The 20344-nt window shown below is 69.5% G+C and carries 16 protein-coding genes and 5 tRNA genes; 12 read left to right on the top strand and 9 right to left on the bottom strand.

The genetic code is table 11. The features are described 5' to 3' along the window. Positions 1-62: 62 nt before the first annotated feature. The 3 genes from ACQPWZ_RS25895 to ACQPWZ_RS25905 all read left to right on the top strand — a co-directional run bounded on the left by ACQPWZ_RS25895 (position 63) and on the right by ACQPWZ_RS25905 (position 4362). Positions 63-2387 (top strand): polysaccharide lyase 8 family protein, encoded by a 2325-nt coding sequence (locus tag ACQPWZ_RS25895; RefSeq protein ID WP_433573868.1) that lies wholly within the window; start codon positions 63-65, stop codon positions 2385-2387. Between the two features lie 154 nt (positions 2388-2541). Further along, positions 2542-4125 (top strand): acyl-CoA carboxylase subunit beta, encoded by a 1584-nt coding sequence (locus ACQPWZ_RS25900; RefSeq protein WP_313943891.1) that lies wholly within the window; start codon positions 2542-2544, stop codon positions 4123-4125. Positions 4126-4155: 30 nt separating this feature from the next. Further along, positions 4156-4362 (top strand): acyl-CoA carboxylase subunit epsilon, encoded by a 207-nt coding sequence (locus tag ACQPWZ_RS25905; RefSeq protein ID WP_313943890.1) that lies wholly within the window; start codon positions 4156-4158, stop codon positions 4360-4362. A 171-nt stretch (positions 4363-4533) separates the two neighbouring features. Here ACQPWZ_RS25905 and ACQPWZ_RS25910 read toward each other — a convergent pair whose 3' ends face one another. The 8 genes from ACQPWZ_RS25910 to ACQPWZ_RS25945 form a co-directional block, all read right to left on the bottom strand. Continuing rightward, the gene (locus ACQPWZ_RS25910; RefSeq protein ID WP_050791473.1) at positions 4534-5115 is read right to left on the bottom strand and encodes a GTP-binding protein; all 582 of its coding nucleotides are present in this window, start codon (positions 5113-5115) and stop codon (positions 4534-4536) included. Continuing rightward, a complete protein-coding gene (locus tag ACQPWZ_RS25915; RefSeq protein ID WP_313943889.1) occupies positions 5096-5671 on the bottom strand; it encodes a DUF742 domain-containing protein in 576 nt (191 codons plus the stop codon). Before ACQPWZ_RS25915 ends, ACQPWZ_RS25910 begins: the two co-directional genes overlap by 20 nt. 96 nt (positions 5672-5767) lie before the next feature. Continuing rightward, positions 5768-6181 (bottom strand): roadblock/LC7 domain-containing protein, encoded by a 414-nt coding sequence (locus ACQPWZ_RS25920; protein ID WP_006127847.1) that lies wholly within the window; start codon positions 6179-6181, stop codon positions 5768-5770. 10 nt (positions 6182-6191) lie between these two features. Continuing rightward, positions 6192-9404 (bottom strand): sensor histidine kinase, encoded by a 3213-nt coding sequence (locus ACQPWZ_RS25925; protein ID WP_405573038.1) that lies wholly within the window; start codon positions 9402-9404, stop codon positions 6192-6194. Positions 9405-9741: 337 nt separating this feature from the next. After that, on the bottom strand, positions 9742-10323 hold the full coding sequence (locus ACQPWZ_RS25930; protein WP_329023655.1) for a GTP-binding protein: 582 nt from the start codon (positions 10321-10323) through the stop codon (positions 9742-9744). Further along, a complete protein-coding gene (locus tag ACQPWZ_RS25935) occupies positions 10304-10708 on the bottom strand; it encodes a DUF742 domain-containing protein (protein WP_313943887.1) in 405 nt (134 codons plus the stop codon). The genes ACQPWZ_RS25930 and ACQPWZ_RS25935 overlap by 20 nt, the downstream gene beginning before the upstream one ends. 124 nt (positions 10709-10832) lie before the next feature. Continuing rightward, on the bottom strand, positions 10833-11246 hold the full coding sequence (locus ACQPWZ_RS25940; protein WP_142214992.1) for a roadblock/LC7 domain-containing protein: 414 nt from the start codon (positions 11244-11246) through the stop codon (positions 10833-10835). A gap of 9 nt (positions 11247-11255) precedes the next feature. After that, a complete protein-coding gene (locus ACQPWZ_RS25945) occupies positions 11256-14837 on the bottom strand; it encodes a nitrate- and nitrite sensing domain-containing protein (RefSeq protein ID WP_433572500.1) in 3582 nt (1193 codons plus the stop codon). A 582-nt stretch (positions 14838-15419) separates the two neighbouring features. On the opposite strand from ACQPWZ_RS25945, the gene ACQPWZ_RS25950 reads away from it, so the two are divergent. From ACQPWZ_RS25950 to ACQPWZ_RS25990, 9 genes are all read left to right on the top strand, one after another. Beyond that, a complete protein-coding gene (locus ACQPWZ_RS25950; protein ID WP_352207796.1) occupies positions 15420-15590 on the top strand; it encodes a hypothetical protein in 171 nt (56 codons plus the stop codon). A gap of 86 nt (positions 15591-15676) precedes the next feature. Then, positions 15677-16453 (top strand): fumarylacetoacetate hydrolase family protein, encoded by a 777-nt coding sequence (locus ACQPWZ_RS25955; RefSeq protein WP_340475612.1) that lies wholly within the window; start codon positions 15677-15679, stop codon positions 16451-16453. Continuing rightward, on the top strand, positions 16446-17921 hold the full coding sequence (gltX, locus tag ACQPWZ_RS25960) for a glutamate--tRNA ligase (RefSeq protein ID WP_433572501.1): 1476 nt from the start codon (positions 16446-16448) through the stop codon (positions 17919-17921). Before ACQPWZ_RS25955 ends, gltX begins: the two co-directional genes overlap by 8 nt. Before the next feature lie 41 nt (positions 17922-17962). After that, the gene (locus ACQPWZ_RS25965; protein WP_433572502.1) at positions 17963-18682 is read left to right on the top strand and encodes an HAD family hydrolase; all 720 of its coding nucleotides are present in this window, start codon (positions 17963-17965) and stop codon (positions 18680-18682) included. A gap of 90 nt (positions 18683-18772) precedes the next feature. Continuing rightward, positions 18773-18844 (top strand) — tRNA-Gln (locus tag ACQPWZ_RS25970). A 21-nt stretch (positions 18845-18865) separates the two neighbouring features. Further along, positions 18866-18938: transfer RNA gene (locus tag ACQPWZ_RS25975), tRNA-Glu, on the top strand. An 83-nt stretch (positions 18939-19021) separates the two neighbouring features. Further along, a tRNA-Glu gene (locus ACQPWZ_RS25980) sits at positions 19022-19094 on the top strand. Positions 19095-19106: 12 nt separating this feature from the next. Further along, positions 19107-19178, top strand: a tRNA-Gln gene (locus tag ACQPWZ_RS25985). Between the two features lie 21 nt (positions 19179-19199). Then, a tRNA-Glu gene (locus tag ACQPWZ_RS25990) sits at positions 19200-19272 on the top strand. A 226-nt stretch (positions 19273-19498) separates the two neighbouring features. On the opposite strand, the gene ndgR is transcribed toward ACQPWZ_RS25990, so the two are convergent. Continuing rightward, positions 19499-20215 (bottom strand): IclR family transcriptional regulator NdgR, encoded by a 717-nt coding sequence (ndgR, locus tag ACQPWZ_RS25995; protein WP_010984119.1) that lies wholly within the window; start codon positions 20213-20215, stop codon positions 19499-19501. Positions 20216-20344 lie beyond the last annotated feature (129 nt).

The following is a 20344-nucleotide window of genomic DNA, read 5'->3' on the forward strand; positions in this document are numbered from 1 at the left end:
TGCCGTGCTAGACCACAGGTCGACCGGACCGAATCACTCACGCACCGGAGGCCCCTGTGCCGCTGTCGTCAGCCTGGTCCCGCCGTACCTTTCTGGCCACCACGGGAGCAAGCGCTCTCTGCGTCGCTCTCGCACCACCAGTGAGTGCGGCGGACGACGAGTACGAGACCCTGCGGCAGCGCTGGGTGGAGATCAGCCTCGGCAGCGGCTACGACGCGACCGTCGAACCGTACGCGTCCCGTCTCGCCGAGACCGGGACGCTCGCCGCGGGCTTCCGCGCCTCGATGGCGCCCACCGCGACCTCGCTGTGGCCCGGCTACCCCTTCGACCCGCCCGCCGGCATCACCCAGAGCTACACCCGGCTCTGGACCATGACCCAGGCCTACGCGCAGCAGGGCACCGGCCACACCGGCGACGCCGGGCTGCTCGCCGACATCCTCCGCGGCCTCGACCATCTCGCGACGACCGTCTACAACCCCTCGACGACCCGCTACGGCAACTGGTGGGAGTGGCAGATCGGCAGCCCCCGCCTCCTGATGGACACCGTCGCCGTCCTCCACGGCGACCTCGGCCAGGCCCGGCGGGACGCCGCTTTCGCCGCCGTCGACCACTTCGTCCCCGACACGATGCTCGGCGACTACACCGGCACCTCCACCGGCGCGAACCGCGTCGACCTGTGCCGCTCGGTCGCTCTGCGCGGCGTACTCGGCAAGGCGCCCGCCAAGATCGCACTGGCCCGCGACGCCCTGTCGCCCGTCTTCCCGTACGTCACCGAGGGCGACGGCCTCTACGCCGACGGCTCCTTCGTCCAGCACACCTGGGTCGCCTACTCGGGCACCTACGGACAGGTGATGCTCGACGGCCTGGGGCGGCTGTTCACCCTCCTCGCCGGTTCCAGCTGGGCGGTCACCGACCCGGGCCGGCAGATCATCCTGGACAGCGTCGAGAGCGCGTACGCGCCCCTGATCCACAACGGTCTGATGATGGACAGTGTCAACGGCCGTGCCATCAGCCGGGGTTACCTCAAGGACGACGACCGCCGGGTCATGCGCAGCGACCACTTCCACGGCCAGGCGGTGATCGCCGCGATCGCGCTGCTCGCCGGCGGGGCGAGCGCGGCGGAGCGGGAACGCTGGCACGCGCGGATCAAGGGCTGGATCGACCGCGACACCACCACCCCGATCCTCGAAGGCGCCCAGTTCGGGGTCGCCGACCTGTCCCGGCTGCACGCCGTCGACGCGTCCCCCGTCCCGGCCGCGCCCGAGCCCGTCGGACACCACCTCTTCGCGGCCATGGACCGGGCCGTCCACCGTCGGCCCGACTGGGCCGCGAACATCTCCATGGCCTCGCAGCGCATCTCGTCCTACGAGTGCGGCAACGGCGAGAATCCGCGCGGCTGGCACACCGGCGCCGGAATGCTCTACTGGTGGCCGGGCGAGGAGCAGGGCGACCAGTACACCGACTGGTTCTGGCCCACCGTGGACTTCTACCGGCTCCCCGGCACGACCGTGTCGACCAAGCGGCTGCCCGACAGGGCGGGCGGCGAGTGGGGACTGCCCAAACCGGCGGCGCGGTGGGTGGGCGGAGCGTGTGACGGCGAGTTCGCCGCCGTGGGGCAGCACCTCCTCGGGCTGGGCTCCACCCTGCGGGCCCACAAGTCCTGGTTCTGCGTCGCCGACGCGGTCATCTGCCTCGGTGCCGGTATCTCCTGCACCGACGGGGTGCCGGTCGAGACCGTCGTCGACAACCGCAATCTGGGCGAGGGCGGCAGGAACGCGTTCACCCGCGGCCACGGCTGGGCGCACCTCGAAGGCCACGGCGGCTGGGTCCTTCCCGCGGGGACACAGGACCTGCGCACCCTGTGGGAGGACCGGACCGGAGCGTGGAGCGACATCAACACCACCAGTTCCACCGAACGCGCCACCCGCCGCTACCGCACCCTCTGGCTGGACCACGGCACCGACCCCGTCGACGCCTCCTACGCCTATCTGCTCATGCCGGGCGCGAGCCGCCGCACGCTCGCGGCGCGCGCGCACGACCGCCGCTGGCTGGAGATCCTCGACAACAGCGCGGCCCGCCAGGCGGTCGCCGTCCGCTCCCTGGGCCTGACCGCGGCGAACTTCTGGCAGCCCGGTACGGTGGGCCCGCTCACCACGACGGCGCCCGCCAGTGTTCTGCTGCGGACCCGCCGCCGCACGGCCACGCTCCACCTCAGCGATCCGCTGCGCACCGGAGCACCCCTGGAGATCACCTGGCGCCGGCCGGTCCGCCGGGTCGTCGCCGCGGACGACGGCATCGAGGTGCTCGCCGCCGGACGGGAGCTGCGACTGCGCCTCACCGGGGGCGCCGCGGGGGCGAGCTACCGCTGTGAGGTGACTCTCAGCTGAACTCCTTGTTGGACTTCCACAAACATCAGTGGCACTGAGCTGGTGGTTGGGCTGCTGTGCCGAATGGTTCTGTGCAAGGCCAACAGGAGAACGGACCGGAGACTGTACGGAGTCGACGGCAGGGTTTCCTCGGTCGGATCCGTAGGGTCGAGGCATGACCGTTTTGGACGAGACCGCCAGTGAGCCGAGCGACGCCCGCGGACGCGTGGCCGAGCTGCACGATCTGCGCGACCGTGCGCGGCGCGGGCCCAGTGACCGCGCCACCGAGGCGCAGCACGCCAAGGGCAAGCTGACCGCCCGTGAGCGCATCGCGCTGCTGCTGGACGAGGGCTCGTTCAAGGAGGTCGAGCAGCTGCGCCGGCACCGGGCGACCGGGTTCGGCCTGGAGGCGAAGAAGCCGTACACCGACGGTGTCATCACCGGCTGGGGCACGGTCGAGGGCCGCACGGTCTTCGTCTACGCGCACGACTTCCGGATCTTCGGCGGCGCGCTGGGCGAGGCCCACGCCACCAAGATCCACAAGATCATGGACATGGCCATCTCGGCCGGTGCCCCCCTGGTCTCCCTCAACGACGGCGCCGGCGCCCGTATCCAGGAGGGCGTCTCCGCCCTCGCCGGTTACGGCGGCATCTTCCAGCGCAACACCCGCGCCTCCGGTGTCATCCCGCAGATCTCGGTGATGCTCGGCCCGTGCGCCGGTGGCGCGGCGTACTCGCCCGCGCTGACGGACTTCGTGTTCATGGTCCGCGAGACCTCGCAGATGTTCATCACCGGCCCGGACGTCGTCAAGGCCGTCACCGGTGAGGAGATCACCCAGAACGGTCTGGGCGGCGCGGACGTCCACGCCGAGACCTCCGGCGTCGCGCACTTCGCGTACGACGACGAGGAGACCTGCATCGCCGAGGTGCGCTACCTGCTGGCGATGCTCCCCTCGAACAACCGCGAGAACCCGCCGTCGGTGCCCGCCGAGGACCCGGCCGACCGTCGCTCCGACGTCCTGCTGGACCTTGTGCCGGCGGACGGCAACCGGCCCTACGACATGCACCAGGTGATCGAGGAGCTCGTCGACGACGGCGACTACCTGGAGATCCACGAGCGCTGGGCCCGCAACATCATCTGCGCACTGGCCCGTCTCGACGGCCAGGTGGTCGGCATCGTGGCCAACCAGCCGCAGTCCCTGGCCGGTGTCCTGGACATCGAGGCCTCCGAGAAGGCGGCGCGCTTCGTCCAGATGTGCGACGCGTTCAACATTCCGATCATCACTCTTCTGGACGTACCCGGCTTCCTGCCCGGCGTCGACCAGGAGCACGGTGGAATCATCCGGCACGGAGCGAAGCTCCTGTACGCGTACTGCAACGCCACCGTGCCGAGGATCTCGCTGATCCTGCGCAAGGCGTACGGCGGTGCCTACATCGTGATGGATTCCCAGTCCATCGGTGCGGACCTCACCTACGCCTGGCCCACCAACGAGATCGCGGTGATGGGCGCCGAAGGTGCCGCCAACGTCATCTTCCGCAAGCAGATCGCGGAGGCCGAGGACCCCGAGGCCATGCGGACGCGCATGGTCAAGGAGTACAAGGCCGAGCTCATGCACCCCTACTACGCGGCGGAGCGCGGACTGGTCGACGACGTCATCGACCCGGCCGAGACCCGTGAGGTGCTGATCGCATCTCTGGCCATGCTCCGCAACAAGCACGCCGACCTGCCGTCCCGCAAGCACGGCAACCCCCCGCAGTAACCCTGCGACGAAACTGGAGCCCCAACAGCCATGAGCACTCCTGCCGACTCATCGTCCTTGCTCCGCGTCGAGAAGGGCCACGCCGACGCCGAGGAACTGGCCGCGATCACCGCGGTCCTGCTCGCCCGCGCCGCCTCCCAGCCCGAGGCGCCCGCCCACCGCGGCCGCTCCACGGCCGGCTGGCGCCGTCTGGAGCGCCAGCGCGGCTTCCAGCCCTCCCACAGCTGGCGGGGCTGACGCCAGGCTCTCCTGAGGCCTTCTGGGGCCCCTCTCGCCGGTACTCCGGCGGGCGGGGCCCTTCGTCGTACCGCGCGCAGCGCCGACGGGCACGCCGCATCGCGGCGGACACACGAAAGGCCCCCGCGGTGCGGGGGCCTTTTCGACTGGGGACACGAACCGCGGTACCGGCTACCGCAGCCGGGCCATCAGGGCGTGTTCGACCAGTGTGATCAGGGCACTCTTGGCGTCCGCGCGGTGGCGGGCGTCGGTGGTGATGATCGGGGTGTCGGGGCCGATCTGGAGTGCTTCGCGGACTTCTTCGGGGTTGTAGGGCTGGTGTCCGTCGAAGCCGTTGAGGGCGATGACGAAGGGGAGGCCGCTGTTCTCGAAGTAGTCGACGGCGGGGAAGCAGTCGGCGAGGCGGCGGGTGTCGACGAGGACGACGGCGCCGATGGCGCCGCGTACGAGGTCGTCCCACATGAACCAGAAGCGGTCCTGTCCGGGGGTGCCGAACAGGTAGAGGATCAGGTCCTGGTCGAGGGTGATACGGCCGAAGTCCATGGCCACCGTGGTGGTGGTCTTGTCCCCGGTGTGTGTGAGGTCGTCGATGCCGGCCGAGGCTGAGGTCATCACGGCTTCGGTACGCAGCGGGTTGATCTCCGAGACGGCGCCGACGAACGTGGTCTTGCCCACGCCGAATCCGCCCGCCACCACGATCTTCGCGCTGGTGGTTGAGCGGGCTGCACCGCCGCTAGAGCTTGCGAAGTCCACTGAGCACCCTTTCGAGCAGTGTCACGTCTGGCTGGCCGCCGGCGGACTCGTCGCCGCCGGGCTGGTGGATGGCGACAAGTCCGGCCTCCGCCAGGTCGGCGACGAGGATCCGGGCAACGCCGAGGGGAATGGTGAGAAGCGCCGAGATCTCCGCGACCGACTTGATCTCGAAGCACAGCCGGCAGATCCGCTGGTGCTCGGGCAACTGCCCTTGCAGCCGGGCGGGATCGGCCGTGGTGGACACCAGCGCCTCGATGGCGAGCTGGTAACGCGGCCGGGTCCGGCCGCCGGTCATGGCGTACGGACGCACCAGCGGGTTGTGCGCGTTCTGGGCAGAACCCGAACCCGACGCCGGCTCCTGTGCCCTGCGCGGCTGCACGGGCTGGATGCGCGACGGCGGCTGCTGCTGCCCGTAGGGCGACTGCGGCTGGTGGTAGGGCGGTTGGGCACCCTGACCACTCGGCGTCGAAGGAAAGTTGAAGCGGTTCTGAGAGTGCTCACCCGGCATCTGGTGAGCACCGCCGTCATAGGGGCGTCCGCCTGGGGGTGTTGCCACGTTTCCTCCTCCGACTGCCGGTAGCCGGTTCCTGTCCCTGTGGAGCCGCGCCACCGCACCCTATGGTGCGGTGGCGTGAAACGCACTGTCCGTCTGTTAGTTGAGAAGACTGCCCTGGAGCTCCGCACGGAGATCCGGGGTCAGCACGCTGCCGGCCCGGTCCACCAGCAGAGCCATCTCGTAGCCCACGAGACCGATGTCGGCATCGGGGTGAGCGAGCACCGCCAGCGAGGAGCCGTCGGAGATCGACATGATGAAGAGGAAGCCGCGCTCCATCTCCACGACGGTCTGGTTGACCGCACCGCCTTCGAAAATCCTCGACGCCCCCGCGGTCAGCGAGGTCAGACCGGAGGCGACCGCCGCCAGCTGATCGGCTCGGTCCCGGGGGAAACCTTCGGACATCGCCAGCAGGAGTCCGTCGGCGGAGACCACCACCGTGTGCGACACCCCAGGGGTGTTGTCCACGAAGTTGGTGATCAACCAGTTCAGATTCTGCGCCGCCTGGCTCATCGGGCTCACACTAACGCTCCTGGTTGTAGGTACTGCCCGGGCCGAAGCCCGATCCGTTCGTGTCCGATCCCGCGCTGCGTCCCTGCTGGACACCGCGCCGCAGGTTGCTCAACCTGCCCCGCACGTCCTCAGGGGCGCGGGAAACCTGGGGGCCCCGCTGCTGGGTCTGCTCCGCGGTGCCCTCGATGAGGTTCGCCTTGGGCACCCGCCGCGGAAGTCCGGAGGAGGTCACTCCGCCGGCCTTCGGCTCGCGGAGCTTCTCCGCCCGCTGCCAGCGCTCGTCGTTGGTCGAGCGCCAGTCCGTGGTGTCGACGGTGCCGTTGCTGCCGCCTGCCGACTCGGGCTGACTGTTCTGCGGAGCCTGTCGAGGCTGCTCTGCGGGCTGCTGCCACTGCTGTTCGGGCTGCTGCTGGGGCTGTGACGGCTGGGGGCCGCCGCGCCGCGGCAGACCGGCGTCGGTCAGCGCGTGGCTGTTGCTCGGAGAGGGTCCCGGACGGTCGAAGCCTACGCGCTCGGGAGCCGCCGTGGGGGCGCTGGGCGCAGATTCCGATTCCTGCCGGTACTCCGGCTCATAAGCACCCTGGTAGGCGCTCTGATCCGGCCACTCGCCCTGGTGGGGCTGGGTGTCGTACTGCCCGTCGTACTGCGGCTCGGAACCCTGCGAAGCCTGGTAACCGGCTTCCGCATAGCTGGTTTCGGGCTGCTCCTGACGGTCCTGGTGCTCGGGGTAGCCGTTGACCGCGGGGTAGTTGTCGTAGCCCTGCTGGGACGGGTCCTGGGCGTAACCCTGCTCCGGGTAGTTCTGACCGTAGTCGGGGGCGTACTGCTGCTGGCCCTGGGCGTAACCCTGGTCCTGGCCGTAGCCCTGCTCCTGGGAGTAGTCCTGCTCCTGGCCGTACGGCCGATCACCGTGTGCCTGCGCCTCCAGCGCCGCACGGCGCTCCTCGCGCATCAGCGAGCGGTTCACCGGGTCGAGCTGGGCGCCCTCCGGCTCCTCGTAGCGTGAGTCGTCGAAGCCGAGCTCCGCCGCGGTGAGCATGGGAGCGTGCTCGAAGGAGGACTGCTCCGGGATGATCTGGGAGACCGTGAAGTCGTCCTCGGGCAGGGCCTCGCCACCGCCACCGTGGGTGATGGCGTCCGGGAGCATGACCAGCGAGGTGGTGCCGGCCTGCTCGCCGGAGGGGCGCAGCTGGACGCGGATACCGTGCCGGTCGGCGAGGCGGCCGACCACGAAGAGGCCCATGCGCTGCGAGACGGCGGCGTCCACCGTCGGCGGGTTGGCCAGCTTGTGGTTGATGTCGGCGAAGTCCTCGGCGGTCAGGCCGATGCCCTTGTCGTGGATCTCGATCATGACCCGGCCGTCGGGGAGCCTGGTGGCCGTCACCCGGACCTTGGTCTGCGGCGAGGAGAACGTCGTGGCGTTCTCCAGCAGCTCCGCCAGCAGGTGCACGAGGTCGGTCACGGACTGGCCGTGGATCTCCGTCTCGGGCACGCCGGTCAGCTCGATGCGCTCGTAGGACTCCACCTCGGAGGAGGCGGCGCGGAGCACGTCGACCAGCGGGACCGGCTGGTTCCAGCGGCGGCCCGGCTCTTCGCCGGCGAGGACCAGGAGGTTCTCGCCGTTCCGGCGCATACGGGTCGCGAGGTGGTCCAGCTTGAAGAGGTTCTCCAGCTGGTCCGGGTCGGCCTCGTTGTTCTCCAGGTCGGTGATCAGGGTCAGCTGACCCTCGATGAGCGACTGGTTGCGGCGCGACAGGTTGGTGAAGATCGCGTTGACGTTGCCACGGAGCATGGCCTGCTCGGCGGCGAGCCGGACGGCCTCCCGGTGGACCTGGTCGAAGGCGCGGGCGACTTCGCCGATCTCGTCCTGGGTGTCGATGGGGATCGGCTGCACCCGGGTGTCGACGCGGCCCGGCTCGGTACGCGAGAGCTGGTCGACCAGCATCGGCAGACGCTGCTCGGCGATGCCGAACGCGGCGGTACGCAGCTGGCGCATCGAGCGGCTCATCTGGCGTGCCATGAGGCCGGCCAGGATGAACGCCGCGAGCAGGGCGATCACGACGATGGCGCCGTTGAGGATGGCGTCGCGCTTGGCGTCGTTGGAGATCGTCGCGGCCTCGTTCACGGCCTTGTCGACGAGGTCGTTCTCGATCTCGGTGTAGCCGTCGAACTTGGCGGTGGCGGCTCCCATCCACGTGGTGGGAGTGACGTCCTTCTTGGCCAGCTCGGAGGGTTCCGCGCCGGTGCCGATCGCGCGGGCCATACCGGTGAAGACCGAACCGTCGTTCTCCCCGACGGGCGGCTTGAGGCCGGCGGCCTCGAGACGCTTCTGCCCGGCGGCGGCCTTCTCCGTCATGATCGCCTTGAGCTTGTCCGTGTCGGCCTGGGTGCCGCCGGAGTTGTACTCGCCGAGCGCGATCTGCTCGAGGTAGTTGTACGAGTTGAACGCCACGGTCTGCTTGGCGAAGATCGTCTTGTTCTGGCTCGGCCGCACCAACAGGTGTGTACCAATGGAACGCTGCAGGGACTCGGCCGCCTTGGCGAGCTGAATGGCGTAGACGGTACGGCCGTAGCTCGTGACGTTGCCGGTGCCGAGGCCCAGCTCGTTCGCGAACTCCATCAGCGAGTGCTGGACCTTGACGTAGCCCTCTTCGGTGCCGACCGCGGACTGCGCCTCGATCCCACTGGTGTAGGCGACCTTCCGCAGTGCGGCGAGTGTCGGCTCCTCGTTGCGGAACAGGGCCAGACGGCGTTCGAGGCCCTGCTTCGCCGGCATGTCCTGGACGGCGACGTCGAACTTCCTCTTCGCCTCGTCCGTCGTGGCGTAGGCGTCCGTCACCTTGTCGCTGTTGCGCGCTTCCGGAGAGGTGGCCGTCAGCAGCGGTACGGCGGTCAGGTCACGTTCGTTGAGCAGCGCCTGGCCGTACTCCGCGGCGGCGCGCACGATGAGCGCGGTCTTCTCGGCGTCCTGGGCCTCGTTCCAGGTGTCGATCGAGCTCTTGACCTGGAAACCGCCCATGACCAGGCCCACGAGCACGGGTATGAGGAGAATCGCGTTCAGGCGCGTCGGAACTCGCCAGTTGCGCGGGGAAAGCCGGCTGGAGCTGCCACCGGGCGGCGGCGTGGGCGCCGGCTCGTCCGCAGGCGACACCACTGTGCGCGGCGGCGGGGTGAAGTTGCCCCGCGCCTGCTGCTGTGCGGAGCTCGTCATGCTTCGCCTCACTCGACCAACAACCTCTCGGCGTCGGCACCAACGCTGTGCCGTATTTCGTTCGGAGCCGTACTACTAGGGAGTTCATCGAATTTCAGCATGCGGGGTGGGTCCGTTCCAAACAGTTGGAATCAGCCATTCCGTGTAGTGGCGACCACAGATAAAACGGGCATAAAGAGCGAGGGCCGCCAAAAGGCGAGGCAAAGTTGAGCGCAGTGGTACCGGACGAACGCACCGGGTGTCCGGACCGCCGGAATTCTCTGTCGAAACGTTATGAACACGGGGGCGGGCCGTGTCAAAGGACACAGCCCGCCCCGTCACAACTACGACAAGTGCCGTATGTCGCCGTCTACTTGAGCCGGGCCATCAGGGCGTGTTCGACCAGTGTGATCAGGGCACTCTTGGCGTCCGCGCGGTGGCGGGCGTCGGTGGTGATGATCGGGGTGTCGGGGCCGATCTGGAGTGCTTCGCGGACTTCTTCGGGGTTGTAGGGCTGGTGTCCGTCGAAGCCGTTGAGCGTGATGACGAAGGGGAGGCCGCTGTTCTCGAAGTAGTCGACGGCGGGGAAGCAGTCGGCGAGGCGGCGGGTGTCGACGAGGACGACGGCGCCGATGGCGCCGCGTACGAGGTCGTCCCACATGAACCAGAAGCGGTCCTGTCCGGGGGTGCCGAACAGGTAGAGGATCAGGTCCTGGTCGAGGGTGATACGGCCGAAGTCCATGGCCACCGTGGTGGTGGTCTTGTCCCCGGTGTGTGTGAGGTCGTCGATGCCGGCCGAGGCTGAGGTCATGACGGCTTCGGTACGCAGCGGGTTGATCTCCGAGACGGCGCCGACGAACGTGGTCTTGCCCACGCCGAATCCGCCCGCCACCACGATCTTCGCGCTGGTGGTCGATCGGGCTGCACCGCCGCTAGAGCTTGCGAAGTCCACTGAGCACCCTTTCGAGCAGTGTCACATCCGGCGTGCCACCGGCCTCTCCGTTGCCCGGCTGGTGGATCGCCACCATGCCCGCCTCCGCCAGGTCCGCCACCAGAATCCGGGCGACACCGAGCGGCATGGACAGCAGCGCCGACACCTCGGCCACCGACTTGACCTCACGGCACAGGTGGCAGATCCGCTGGTGCTCGGGAAGCAGCCCGGCAAGGAGCGCCGGATCGGCCGTGGTGCTCACCAGCGCCTCTATCGCGAGCTGGTAACGCGGCCGGGTCCGGCCGCCGGTCATCGCATACGGACGTACCAGCGGCTGGTCGCCCTCCAGTCCGTAGGCGTCCGCGGACGCTCCGTACGGATCGTGAGAGGCGGTTGGCGGGGTCATGAGTCCTCCGGGCGGGACAGCAAGTGGTCGGCGTGCCGTCTGAGTGGGCCGGTGGGGGGCAAAAGAGCGACCTGACGGGTTGGTGCGTTGGCGCTTGCCTGCGGAGCCGTGTGTGGGGCACGGCTCAGTGCAGGAGGCTTCCCTGAAGCTCGGCGCGCAGGTCCGGCGTGAGGACGCTGCCCGCGCGGTCGACGAGAAGGGCCATCTCGTAGCCGACGAGGCCGATGTCGCACTCGGGGTGTGCGAGCACGGCCAGCGACGAGCCGTCGGAGACGGACATCAGGAAGAGGAACCCCCGTTCCATCTCGACGACCGTCTGGCTGACGGGTCCCCCTTCGAAGATCCGGGACGCCCCCGCGGTCAGCGAGGTCAGGCCGGATGCGACAGCCGCCAGCTGATCGGCGCGGTCGCGGGGAAACCCTTCGGACATCGCCAGCAGAAGACCGTCGGCGGAGACCACCACCGTGTGCGACACCCCAGGGGTGTTGTCCACGAAATTGGTGATCAACCAGTTCAGATTTTGCGCCGCCTGGCTCATCGGGCTCAACTATCGCTCCTGCTGGTGAGTGGGGCCGAGGTTGAAGCTGCCGGTCGTCGAGTTCTGCTGACGGCCCTGCTGAATGCCACGACGGAGGTTGGTCAGCCGGCCGCGTACGTCGTTCGGCGCACGCGAGACCTGCGGACCTGTTTGGGTGTTCTGTTCCTGCGCGGTTCCCGCGACGAGATTGGCTCGCGGGACCCGGCGGGGCAGACCTGATGTGGTGACGCCGCCGGCCGCGGGCTTCCTGACCCGCTCGGCCTGGCGCACCAGCTCGTCATTGGGGGAGGAGCGCCAGCCGCCACCGTTGGTGCTCTGCCCGTTGTGCGGTGCCGCGGCAGGGGTGCGCTGCGGCATCGGCGGGGCGGGGCGCTCCGCGGACTGCTGCGGAACGGGGGCGGGCGACGCGGGCCGGGACGGCTCCTGCTCCTCGGACCGGCCCTGCGGGCCGCCGTGGAACCAGTTCGTCTCGAGCGTGTCGTACAGCGGAGTACGGCCGTCGCCGGGGCCGGTCGCGGGCGGCAGCGCCTCGGGCTGCGGCTGCGGCGGCAGGGCGTTCGGCCGGCGCGCGCCGTAGTCGCCGTTCTGGGCGGCCTCGCGGCGCGGGGCCGGAGCACGGCCCGGGGCGGGCGGCTGGGGAGCCCCGAGGTCGGGGCGGGTGAACTGCCCGGTGGACGCGGGGTCCTGGGACGGGCCGCCCTGCGAGCCGTTGCGGGGCGGCTGGAAACCGCCACCGGACGTCTGACCGGCCGGGTTGGTCGGCCCGAACACGTCCGGGCGGACGAACTGCCCGGTCGACGGGCCGGAACCCGCGCCGCGCTGCGGCGGAGGAGCGTTGAAGTCGGGACGTGCGAACTCCGCCGTGGCGGCGGCGCCGCGGTCGTTGTCCTCGTGACCGCGCGGCGCGTCCGCCGGACGCTGGTTGCGCGCGGGCGGCTGCTCGCTGCCCCAGCTGGTGGACGGCGGACGCTGCGGGCCACCGGCACCGGGCAGTTCGGCACGCGGACCGCCCGGCAGCTGCTTGCCGCGGTCGCCGGAACCCTGCGGGAAGCCCTCCGAGCGGGATTCGCCGCGGGCCGGAGCGTTCTGCGCGCCACGGCCGGCACCCGAGCCGAAGGCGCCGGCGAGGCCGCCGCCCTGCCGGCCCTGACCGGGCTGACCCTGGCCGGGACCGCCGTCGCGGCCGGGAAGCGCGGCCCGCGGAGCCGAACCGGCCCCGACCTGACCACGCGGAGCGCCCGTGCCGATCCGGCCGCCCGTGGGAGCACCGGCACCACCGGGGCCACCGCCGAGGCCGGGACGGCTGCCGCCGCCCGTGCCACCGGGACCGCCGCCCGGACGGCCGCCGAGACCCGCGGGACCGCCGGGACCCGGGGGAACGGCGCCCTGGCCGTTGCCCGGACCGCCGGGGGAGCCGGGAGCCTTCTTGCCGCCGTGGGCGACGTCGACGGGCAGCATGACCAGTGCGGTCGTGCCGCCGGAGTCGGACGGGCGGAGCTGGATACGGATGCCGTGTCGCAGGGACAGGCGGCCGACCACGAACAGACCCATGCGGCGGGAGACCGAGACGTCCACGGTGGGCGGCGACGCCAGCCGCTCGTTGATCGCGGCGAGGTCCTCGGGGGAGAGGCCGATGCCGGTGTCGTGGATCTCGACCAGGACGCGGCCGTCGGGCAGCGCGTGACCGGTGACGCGGACCTTCGTCTGCGGCGAGGAGAACGACGTGGCGTTCTCCAGCAGCTCCGCGAGGAGGTGCACGAGGTCGTTGACGACGCGTCCGGCGACCTCGGTCGCAGGGACCGCGGCCAGTTCGATGCGCTCGTACTGCTCCACCTCGGAGGCGGCGGCACGGAGCACGTCGACCAGCGGGACCGGCCGGGTCCACCGGCGGCCCGGCTCCTCGCCCGCGAGGACGAGAAGGTTTTCGCCGTTCCGGCGCATACGGGTCGCGAGGTGGTCCAGCTTGAAGAGGGAGGACAGCTGGTCCGGGTCGGCCTCGCGGGACTCCAGTTCGGAGATGAGCGAGAGCTGACGCTGGATGAGGCCCTGGGAGCGGCGGGAGAGGTTGGTGAACATCGCGTTGACGTTGCCTCGCAGGAGGGCCTGCTCGGCGGCGAGACGGACGGCCTCGCGGTGCACGTCGTCGAAGGCCGCGGCCACCTTGCCGATCTCGTCCCGGGAGTGCACACCGACGGACTCGACCGAGGTGTCCACGTCCTGCGGGTCGGACTCGGAGAGCTGCTTGACCAGGTCCGGCAGGCGGTCCTGGGCGACCTTGGTCGCGGTGTCCTGGAGCCGGCGCAGCGAGCGGATCATGGACCGGGCCACGACGAAGGCGCCGACGAGCGAGACACCGAGGACGAGCAGGATCAGCGCACCGTTGATGATCGCGTCGCGCTGCGACTCCTCGCGCAGTTCACGTGCCTTGGCCTCCATCTGGCCGAGCAGCGTGGACTCGATGACACGCATGGCCTGGATACGGACGCCGTAGTCGTCGGTCCAGTCCAGGAAGGAGCGCTCGTCCTGGCTGGCCAGACCATTGCTGTTGTCGAGGACGCGCTTGGCGTACTTCTCGGAGGCCTCGATGGTCGGGTTGCCGTTGTCCAGCGGGTCGGTGAGCTCCTGGGCGTTGCCGCCGGAGGACTCGTAGACCGACTCGAAGGCGGCCAGCGAGGACTCGCCGTTCTCGAGAGCGGCCTTGCCGTAGAGGCGGTCGTTGTCCTCGAGGCCCTTGCCCTTGGAGCCGCTGCCGCCGGGAAGTGCGGCGGCGATGATCGCGCGCTGCATGGAGGCGTACTCCTTGGCGGACGAGAACGCCGCCAGCGCGCGGGTGCGCTTGATCATCTCCGGGCTGCTGGTGGCCTGCGCCATGTCCTGCGACAGGCTCAGCAACGACTCGATGAGCCGGTGGTAGTTCTCGACCGTGAGGGAGTGCGGGCGCCCCGTCTGATACGCCGTCTCGCGGATGGAGCCGAGGTTGTTGACCTGGACGGCGATCTGGTTCGCGTTGGCCCGGATGCTCTCGAGCGCGTCGTCCTTGTCCGTGTTGGGGATGTCACGGGTGGCTTCGAGGAAGGCCTTCCGGGCGCGGTTCGTCACCTCGCGCGGGCCGGTGACCTTGAAGTCGGTCGCGTCGGGGTTGTTCGCCAGCGGGCCGGCCGTCAGGTCCCGCTCCGCCTGGAGCGCCTGGGCGAGGTCGGTCGCCTGCTTGGTCATGTTGGTGAGCAGCTGCATGTGGTCCAGCTGCTTCATGTCCGCCATGGACTCGTTGATACGGAGTCCACCCAGCGTGGTGGCCGCGACGACCGGCAGGGTCAGCAGGGAGACGAGTCTCGTGCTGATGCGCCAGTTGCGCAGAGCTATTCGTGAGCCGGTGTCCGTCGGGCTCTTCGCCTTCGGCGGGGCCTTGGGCCCGTCGCCTCCGGACGAAGCGGCGCCGGGGCGTGCGGCACGGTCACCGCTGTCGCCGGGGGATGCCGGATCTGCCTTGTGGGTGTGCTGGGCGTGCTGGGGCGAGGAGCCGCGGTCGGTCCCGCCGCGCGGCTCCTGTTCCGCCGCAGCGCTGCCATCCCTCTTGAAACGTCCCTGCACTAGCGTCGCAACCTCTGGACCAGGCGTCCCACCGCGAGCGGCGGGACGGTGTCGGCGTCGGTGAGGGGCGCGAGAGCGCCCCTTTTGTTGGTCGTTGAGTGACCGGCGCTTCTCCCCCTTCTCCGCCGCTGCCCGGCGCTGCGTTGCGCCCGTTGCGCGCCGGCCTGAAGCCGCGGCGGTGCGTGGAATTCCAGCACAGTGCCGGATCTCCAACAAGGGCCGCGTACCGGGCTGTGACCTGGATGACACGGTGTGAGCACCGTGTGACAAGACGTAGAGGCTGTTCCCGGAGAAAAAGGGGCATTCCTCTACGAGTCAACTGGGGGTGATGGCTCCCCAGTCGCCATGATCAGGAGCGGAATGACTGGTTCAGCTATGCAATGTCCGTTTCACTCTGGACGATTCATAGTCCGCATTGCCCGGATTGCCCGTCCCTTGGTGAGGAAACTCACACCTAGATCGCGGACTTGGACACCCCTCACAGGGGAATTGGATGTTTAGCCTGGCGCTTTACAGGGATGGGTAATCCGTCAACCGCCGCTCACTGAGCGGCCGTACGCCGACAAGGGTCTGAAACCACCGATGAAGACGATGATGTTCCGCAACATAGCCAACCCCCGGCGCACCACTCTCGCCCACCTCGAGGATGCGGACGAACTCCAGACGCCGGAGCAGCAGGAGCACTCGCTCGATCTTCCCACGCAGACGGCCAATCCCCGCCGTACGGTCCTGATGGACGCCCCCGCAGCGTAATGCGCGAGGCGGGAGCCCCCTACCGCGTTAGCCTGAAGCGTCAGACGCCAGCAGCGTAATAAGTAGTAGAGGGGCATCCGCATCCCGTGCGCATCGCCAGATTCTCCATCGACGGGAATGTCGCCTTCGGCGCGGTCGAGGGCGACAGCCCGGACGAGCTCGTCCTCGACATCATCAAGGGCATCCCGTTCGCGGAGTTCGAGCTCTCCGGCACCAAGGTCCCCCTGAGCAAGGTCCGCCTGCTGCCGCCGGTGCTCCCGAGCAAGGTCGTGGCCTTCGGCCGCAACTACGCGGAGCACGCGGCAGAGCTCGGCCACGAGGTGCCCGACGCGCCGTTCGCCTTCTTCAAGCCCTCCACCTCGGTGATCGGCTCCGGCGACGACATCGCGTACCCCTCGTTCTCCCAGGAGCTCCACCACGAGGCCGAACTCGCCGTCGTGATCGGCCGGCTGTGCCGCGAGGTCCCGCGGGAGCGGGTCAAGGACGTCATCCTCGGCTACACCTGCGCCAACGACGTCACCGCCCGCGATGTGCAGAAGCGCGAGAAGCAGTGGGCGAGGGCCAAGGGCTTCGACACCGCGTGCCCGCTCGGCCCCTGGGTGGAGACCGACCTCGACCCCCACGACCTCGCCATCCAGTGCACGGTCAACGGAGAACAGCGCCAGCTCGGCCGGACGAGCCAGATGATCCACTCCATCGAGGACCTGATCGTCAACATCACCGAGGCCATGACGCTGCTCCCGGGCGACGTCATCCTCACGGGCACCCCCGCGGGGGTCGGCCCCCTCAACGTCGGCGACGAGGTCGCCGTCACCATCCAAGGTATCGGCACTCTCGCCAACAAGGTGATCAAGCGTGGCTAACGCGAATGTCCGCGTACGTTTCTGTCCCTCCCCGACCGGCAACCCCCACGTGGGTCTGGTCCGCACCGCCCTGTTCAACTGGGCGTTCGCCCGGCACAACGGCGGCACCATGGTCTTCCGTATCGAGGACACGGACGCGGCCCGCGACTCGGAGGAGTCCTACACCCAGCTGCTCGACTCGATGCGCTGGCTCGGCCTGGACTGGGACGAGGGCCCCGAGACCGGCGGCCCGCACGAGCCCTACCGCCAGTCCCAGCGGATGGACATCTACCGCGACGTCGCCGAGAAGCTGAAGGCCGGCGGCTACGCCTACGAGTGCTTCTGCACCGCCGTCGAGCTGGAGGCCCGCCGCGACGCGGCCCGCCTCGCCGGCAAGCCCTCGGGCTACGACGGCACCTGCCGCAACCTCCCCGCCGAGCGCATCGCGCGCTACAAGGAGGAGGGCCGCCCGGCGATCGTCCGGTTCCGGATGCCCGACGAGCCGATCACCTTCACGGACCTGGTCCGCGGCGAGCTGACCTTCACGCCCGACAACGTGCCGGACTACGGCATCGTCCGGGCCAACGGCGCCCCGCTCTACACGCTCGTCAACCCGATCGACGACGCGCTGATGGAGATCACCCACGTACTGCGCGGCGAGGACCTGCTCTCCTCCACCCCGCGGCAGATCGCGCTCTACAAGGCGCTGATCGAGCTGGGCATCGCCCAGCAGATCCCGGCCTTCGGCCACCTGCCGTACGTGATGGGCGAGGGCAACAAGAAGCTCTCCAAGCGTGACCCGCAGGCGAACCTCAACCTCTACCGCGAGCGCGGCTTCCTCCCCGAGGGCCTGCTCAACTATCTCTCGCTGCTCGGCTGGTCCTTCTCGGCCGACCAGGACGTCTTCTCCATCCAGGAGATGGTGGAGAAGTTCGACATCTCCGAGGTCAACGCCAACCCGGCACGCTTCGACCTGAAGAAGGCCGAGGCGATCAACGCGGACCACATCCGCATGCTGGACGTGAAGGCGTTCACCGAGGCCTGCCGCCCCTGGCTCCAGGCCCCGCACGCCGCCTGGGCGCCGGAGCAGTTCGACGAGTCCCGGTGGCAGGCGATCGCCCCGCACGCGCAGACCCGCGTCACGGTGCTCTCCGACATCACCGCCAACGTCGACTTCCTGTTCCTGGACGCCCCCGTCGAGGACGAGGCGTCGTGGACCAAGGCGATGAAGGAGGGCTCGGACGCGCTGCTGCGGACGGCCCGCGAGAAGCTGGAGGCCGCGGACTGGAGCAGCGCCGACTCCCTCAAGGAGGCGGTCCTGGCCGCGGGCGAGGCCCACGGCCTCAAGCTCGGCAAGGCCCAGGCCCCGGTCCGTGTCGCCGTCACCGGCCGCACGGTCGGTCTGCCGCTCTTCGAGTCGCTGGAGATCCTGGGCCGGGAGAAGACGCTCGCCCGGATCGACGCCGCGCTGGCGAAGCTCACCGTCTAAGGGCTCGCTGGGGATGACGGGACAGCCCTTAGGGTCTGACCATGCCGATCCGCGCGGTCCTCTGGGACATCGACGACACGATCTTCGACTACTGCAGCGCCGACCGCGCCGGAATGATGCAGCACCTCCGGACCGAGGGCCTGGCCGACGGATACGTCTCCGTCGACCAGGCCCTCGGCCGTTGGCGCGAGGTCACCGCCCTGCACTGGGCGCGCTTCTCCGCGGGGGAGGTGGGCTGGGAGGAGCAGCGGCGTGACCGCGTACGGATGTTCACCGGGCTGACCCTGAGCGATCCCGAGGCCGACGCCTGGTTCGACCGGTACATCGTTCACTACGAGGCCGCCTGGTCCCTCTTCCCGGATGCCGTGCCCGCTCTCGACCTGCTGGCGGGGGAGTACCGGCACGCGGTCCTGTCGAACTCCTCGCTCCGCAACCAGGAGCGCAAACTGCGGGTGCTCGGTGTGCGGGACCGGTTCGAGGTGCTGCTGTGCGCCGCGGAGCTGGGGTTCTCCAAACCCGCCGCCGAGGCCTTCCACGCAGGCTGTGACGCGCTCGGTCTGCCGCCCGGCGAGGTGCTCTACGTCGGCGATCAGCCGGACATCGACGCCCGCGGTGCGATCGACGCGGGACTCGCCGCGGTCTGGCTGGACCGCACCGGTGTGGGAGGGCGCCCCGAGCTGATCCGGATCACGGGTCTCGGGGAGCTTCCCGGCCTGCTGCGCGGGGAATCCCGTTTTGGAGCGCCGGACACCTTCAGGTAATGTTCTTCCTGCGCCGCCCGAGAAGGCCGAAAGGCCCGCCCGGACAGCGCGAATCAAACAAGAACCCCCACGTCGGGGGTTGAGTTTTGATGGCCTATGGTGTAATTGGCAGCACGACTGATTCTGGTTCAGTTAGTCTAGGTTCGAGTCCTGGTAGGCCAGCTCGCAGAGCTCATCTGCATCGCCCCCGTTGTGTAGCGGCCTAGCACGCTGCCCTCTCAAGGCAGTAGCGCCGGTTCGAATCCGGTCGGGGGTACAGATCCATCCTGCTGATCATCAGGGTCGCTCCCGATGACCGCGCAGTGACATCACCCGGCCCCGCCGGGTGGGATCGCTAGGGCCCCCGTTGTGTAGCGGCCTAGCACGCCGCCCTCTCAAGGCGGTAGCGCCGGTTCGAATCCGGTCGGGGGTACGGAAGTCACCATGGCCTATGGTGTAATTGGCAACACTACGGTTTCTGGTACCGTCATTCTAGGTTCGAGTCCTGGTAGGCCAGCTCGCGGAGCTCATCCGCAAGGCCCCCGTTGTGTAGCGGCCTAGCACGCCGCCCTCTCAAGGCGGTAGCGCCGGTTCGAATCCGGTCGGGGGTACAGACGAAAGAGGCCCTCCGCATCATGCGGAGGGCCTCTTCGCGTTGTCCGACCGGGTCGGCGTGTCCGCCGTGTCTGCGAACTCGCCCCCGGGTGACGTCAGTTGGACCCTCGGCCGGCCCTCGCCAACTCGCGCCCGCGCACGGGGAGTTGTGTACCGGGATGCACGCGGGCCGGCCGCTGCGGCGTCGGAGCGGCCGGCCCGGAAGCAGTGTGGACGAAGGTGTCAGCCGGTACGGCGCAGGGCCTCGCTGAGGCGGCCCGCGGCGTCGATGACGGCTTGGGCGTGCATGCGGCCCGGGTGCCGGGTCAGCCGCTCGATCGGTCCGGAGACCGAGACGGCCGCGACCACGCGGTTGGAGGGGCCGCGGACCGGCGCCGAGACCGAGGCGACGCCCGGCTCCCGCTCACCGATCGACTGGGCCCAGCCCCGGCGTCGTACGCCGGACAGGGCCGTGGCCGTGAAGCGCGCGCCCTGAAGGCCGCGGTGCAGCCGCTCCGGCTCCTCCCAGGCCATCAGGATCTGGGCCGACGACCCCGCCTTCATCGTGAGCGTGGAGCCGACCGGCACGGTGTCCCGCAGACCGGACAGCCGCTCGGCCGCCGCCACACAGATGCGCATGTCTCCCTGCCGGCGGTAGAGCTGCGCGCTCTCGCCGGTCACATCGCGCAGATGTGTGAGCACCGGCCCCGCCGTGGCCAGCAGCCGGTCCTCGCCCGCCGCGGCGGCGAGCTCCGCCAGCCGCGGGCCCAGGATGAACCGGCCCTGCATGTCCCTCGCCACCATCCGGTGGTGTTCCAGTGCCACGGCAAGACGATGTGCCGTGGGCCGTGCAAGCCCTGTCGCCGCGACCAGCCCGGCGAGGGTGGCCGGACCGGACTCCAGAGCGCTCAATACCAGAGCTGCCTTGTCGAGAACGCCGACGCCGCTAGAGTTGTCCATGCAACGATATTCACGTCTCACACTGTGAAACGCAAGTTCAATTTTCCCGGAAACCCGCCAGTCTGTAGAGGCGGCCCGCAGACCAACGGGTTCCGCGACAAGATCTCTAGTGGTGTCGGCCCCCGGGCC

It is taken from the genome of Streptomyces sp. CA-251247 (assembly GCF_050952975.1).
Classification (GTDB): Bacteria; Actinomycetota; Actinomycetes; order Streptomycetales; family Streptomycetaceae; genus Streptomyces; species Streptomyces achmelvichensis.

Coding starts and splice junctions, on each gene's coding strand:
- ACQPWZ_RS25920 (WP_006127847.1), bottom strand. CDS start 6,181: ATGAGCCAGGCGGCGCAGAATCTGAACTGGTTGATCACCAACTTCGTG.
- ndgR (WP_010984119.1), bottom strand. CDS start 20,215: ATGGACAACTCTAGCGGCGTCGGCGTTCTCGACAAGGCAGCTCTGGTA.
- ACQPWZ_RS25905 (WP_313943890.1), top strand. CDS start 4,156: ATGAGCACTCCTGCCGACTCATCGTCCTTGCTCCGCGTCGAGAAGGGC.
- ACQPWZ_RS25950 (WP_352207796.1), top strand. CDS start 15,420: ATGAAGACGATGATGTTCCGCAACATAGCCAACCCCCGGCGCACCACT.
- ACQPWZ_RS25935 (WP_313943887.1), bottom strand. CDS start 10,708: ATGACCCCGCCAACCGCCTCTCACGATCCGTACGGAGCGTCCGCGGAC.
- ACQPWZ_RS25940 (WP_142214992.1), bottom strand. CDS start 11,246: ATGAGCCAGGCGGCGCAAAATCTGAACTGGTTGATCACCAATTTCGTG.
- ACQPWZ_RS25900 (WP_313943891.1), top strand. CDS start 2,542: ATGACCGTTTTGGACGAGACCGCCAGTGAGCCGAGCGACGCCCGCGGA.
- ACQPWZ_RS25965 (WP_433572502.1), top strand. CDS start 17,963: ATGCCGATCCGCGCGGTCCTCTGGGACATCGACGACACGATCTTCGAC.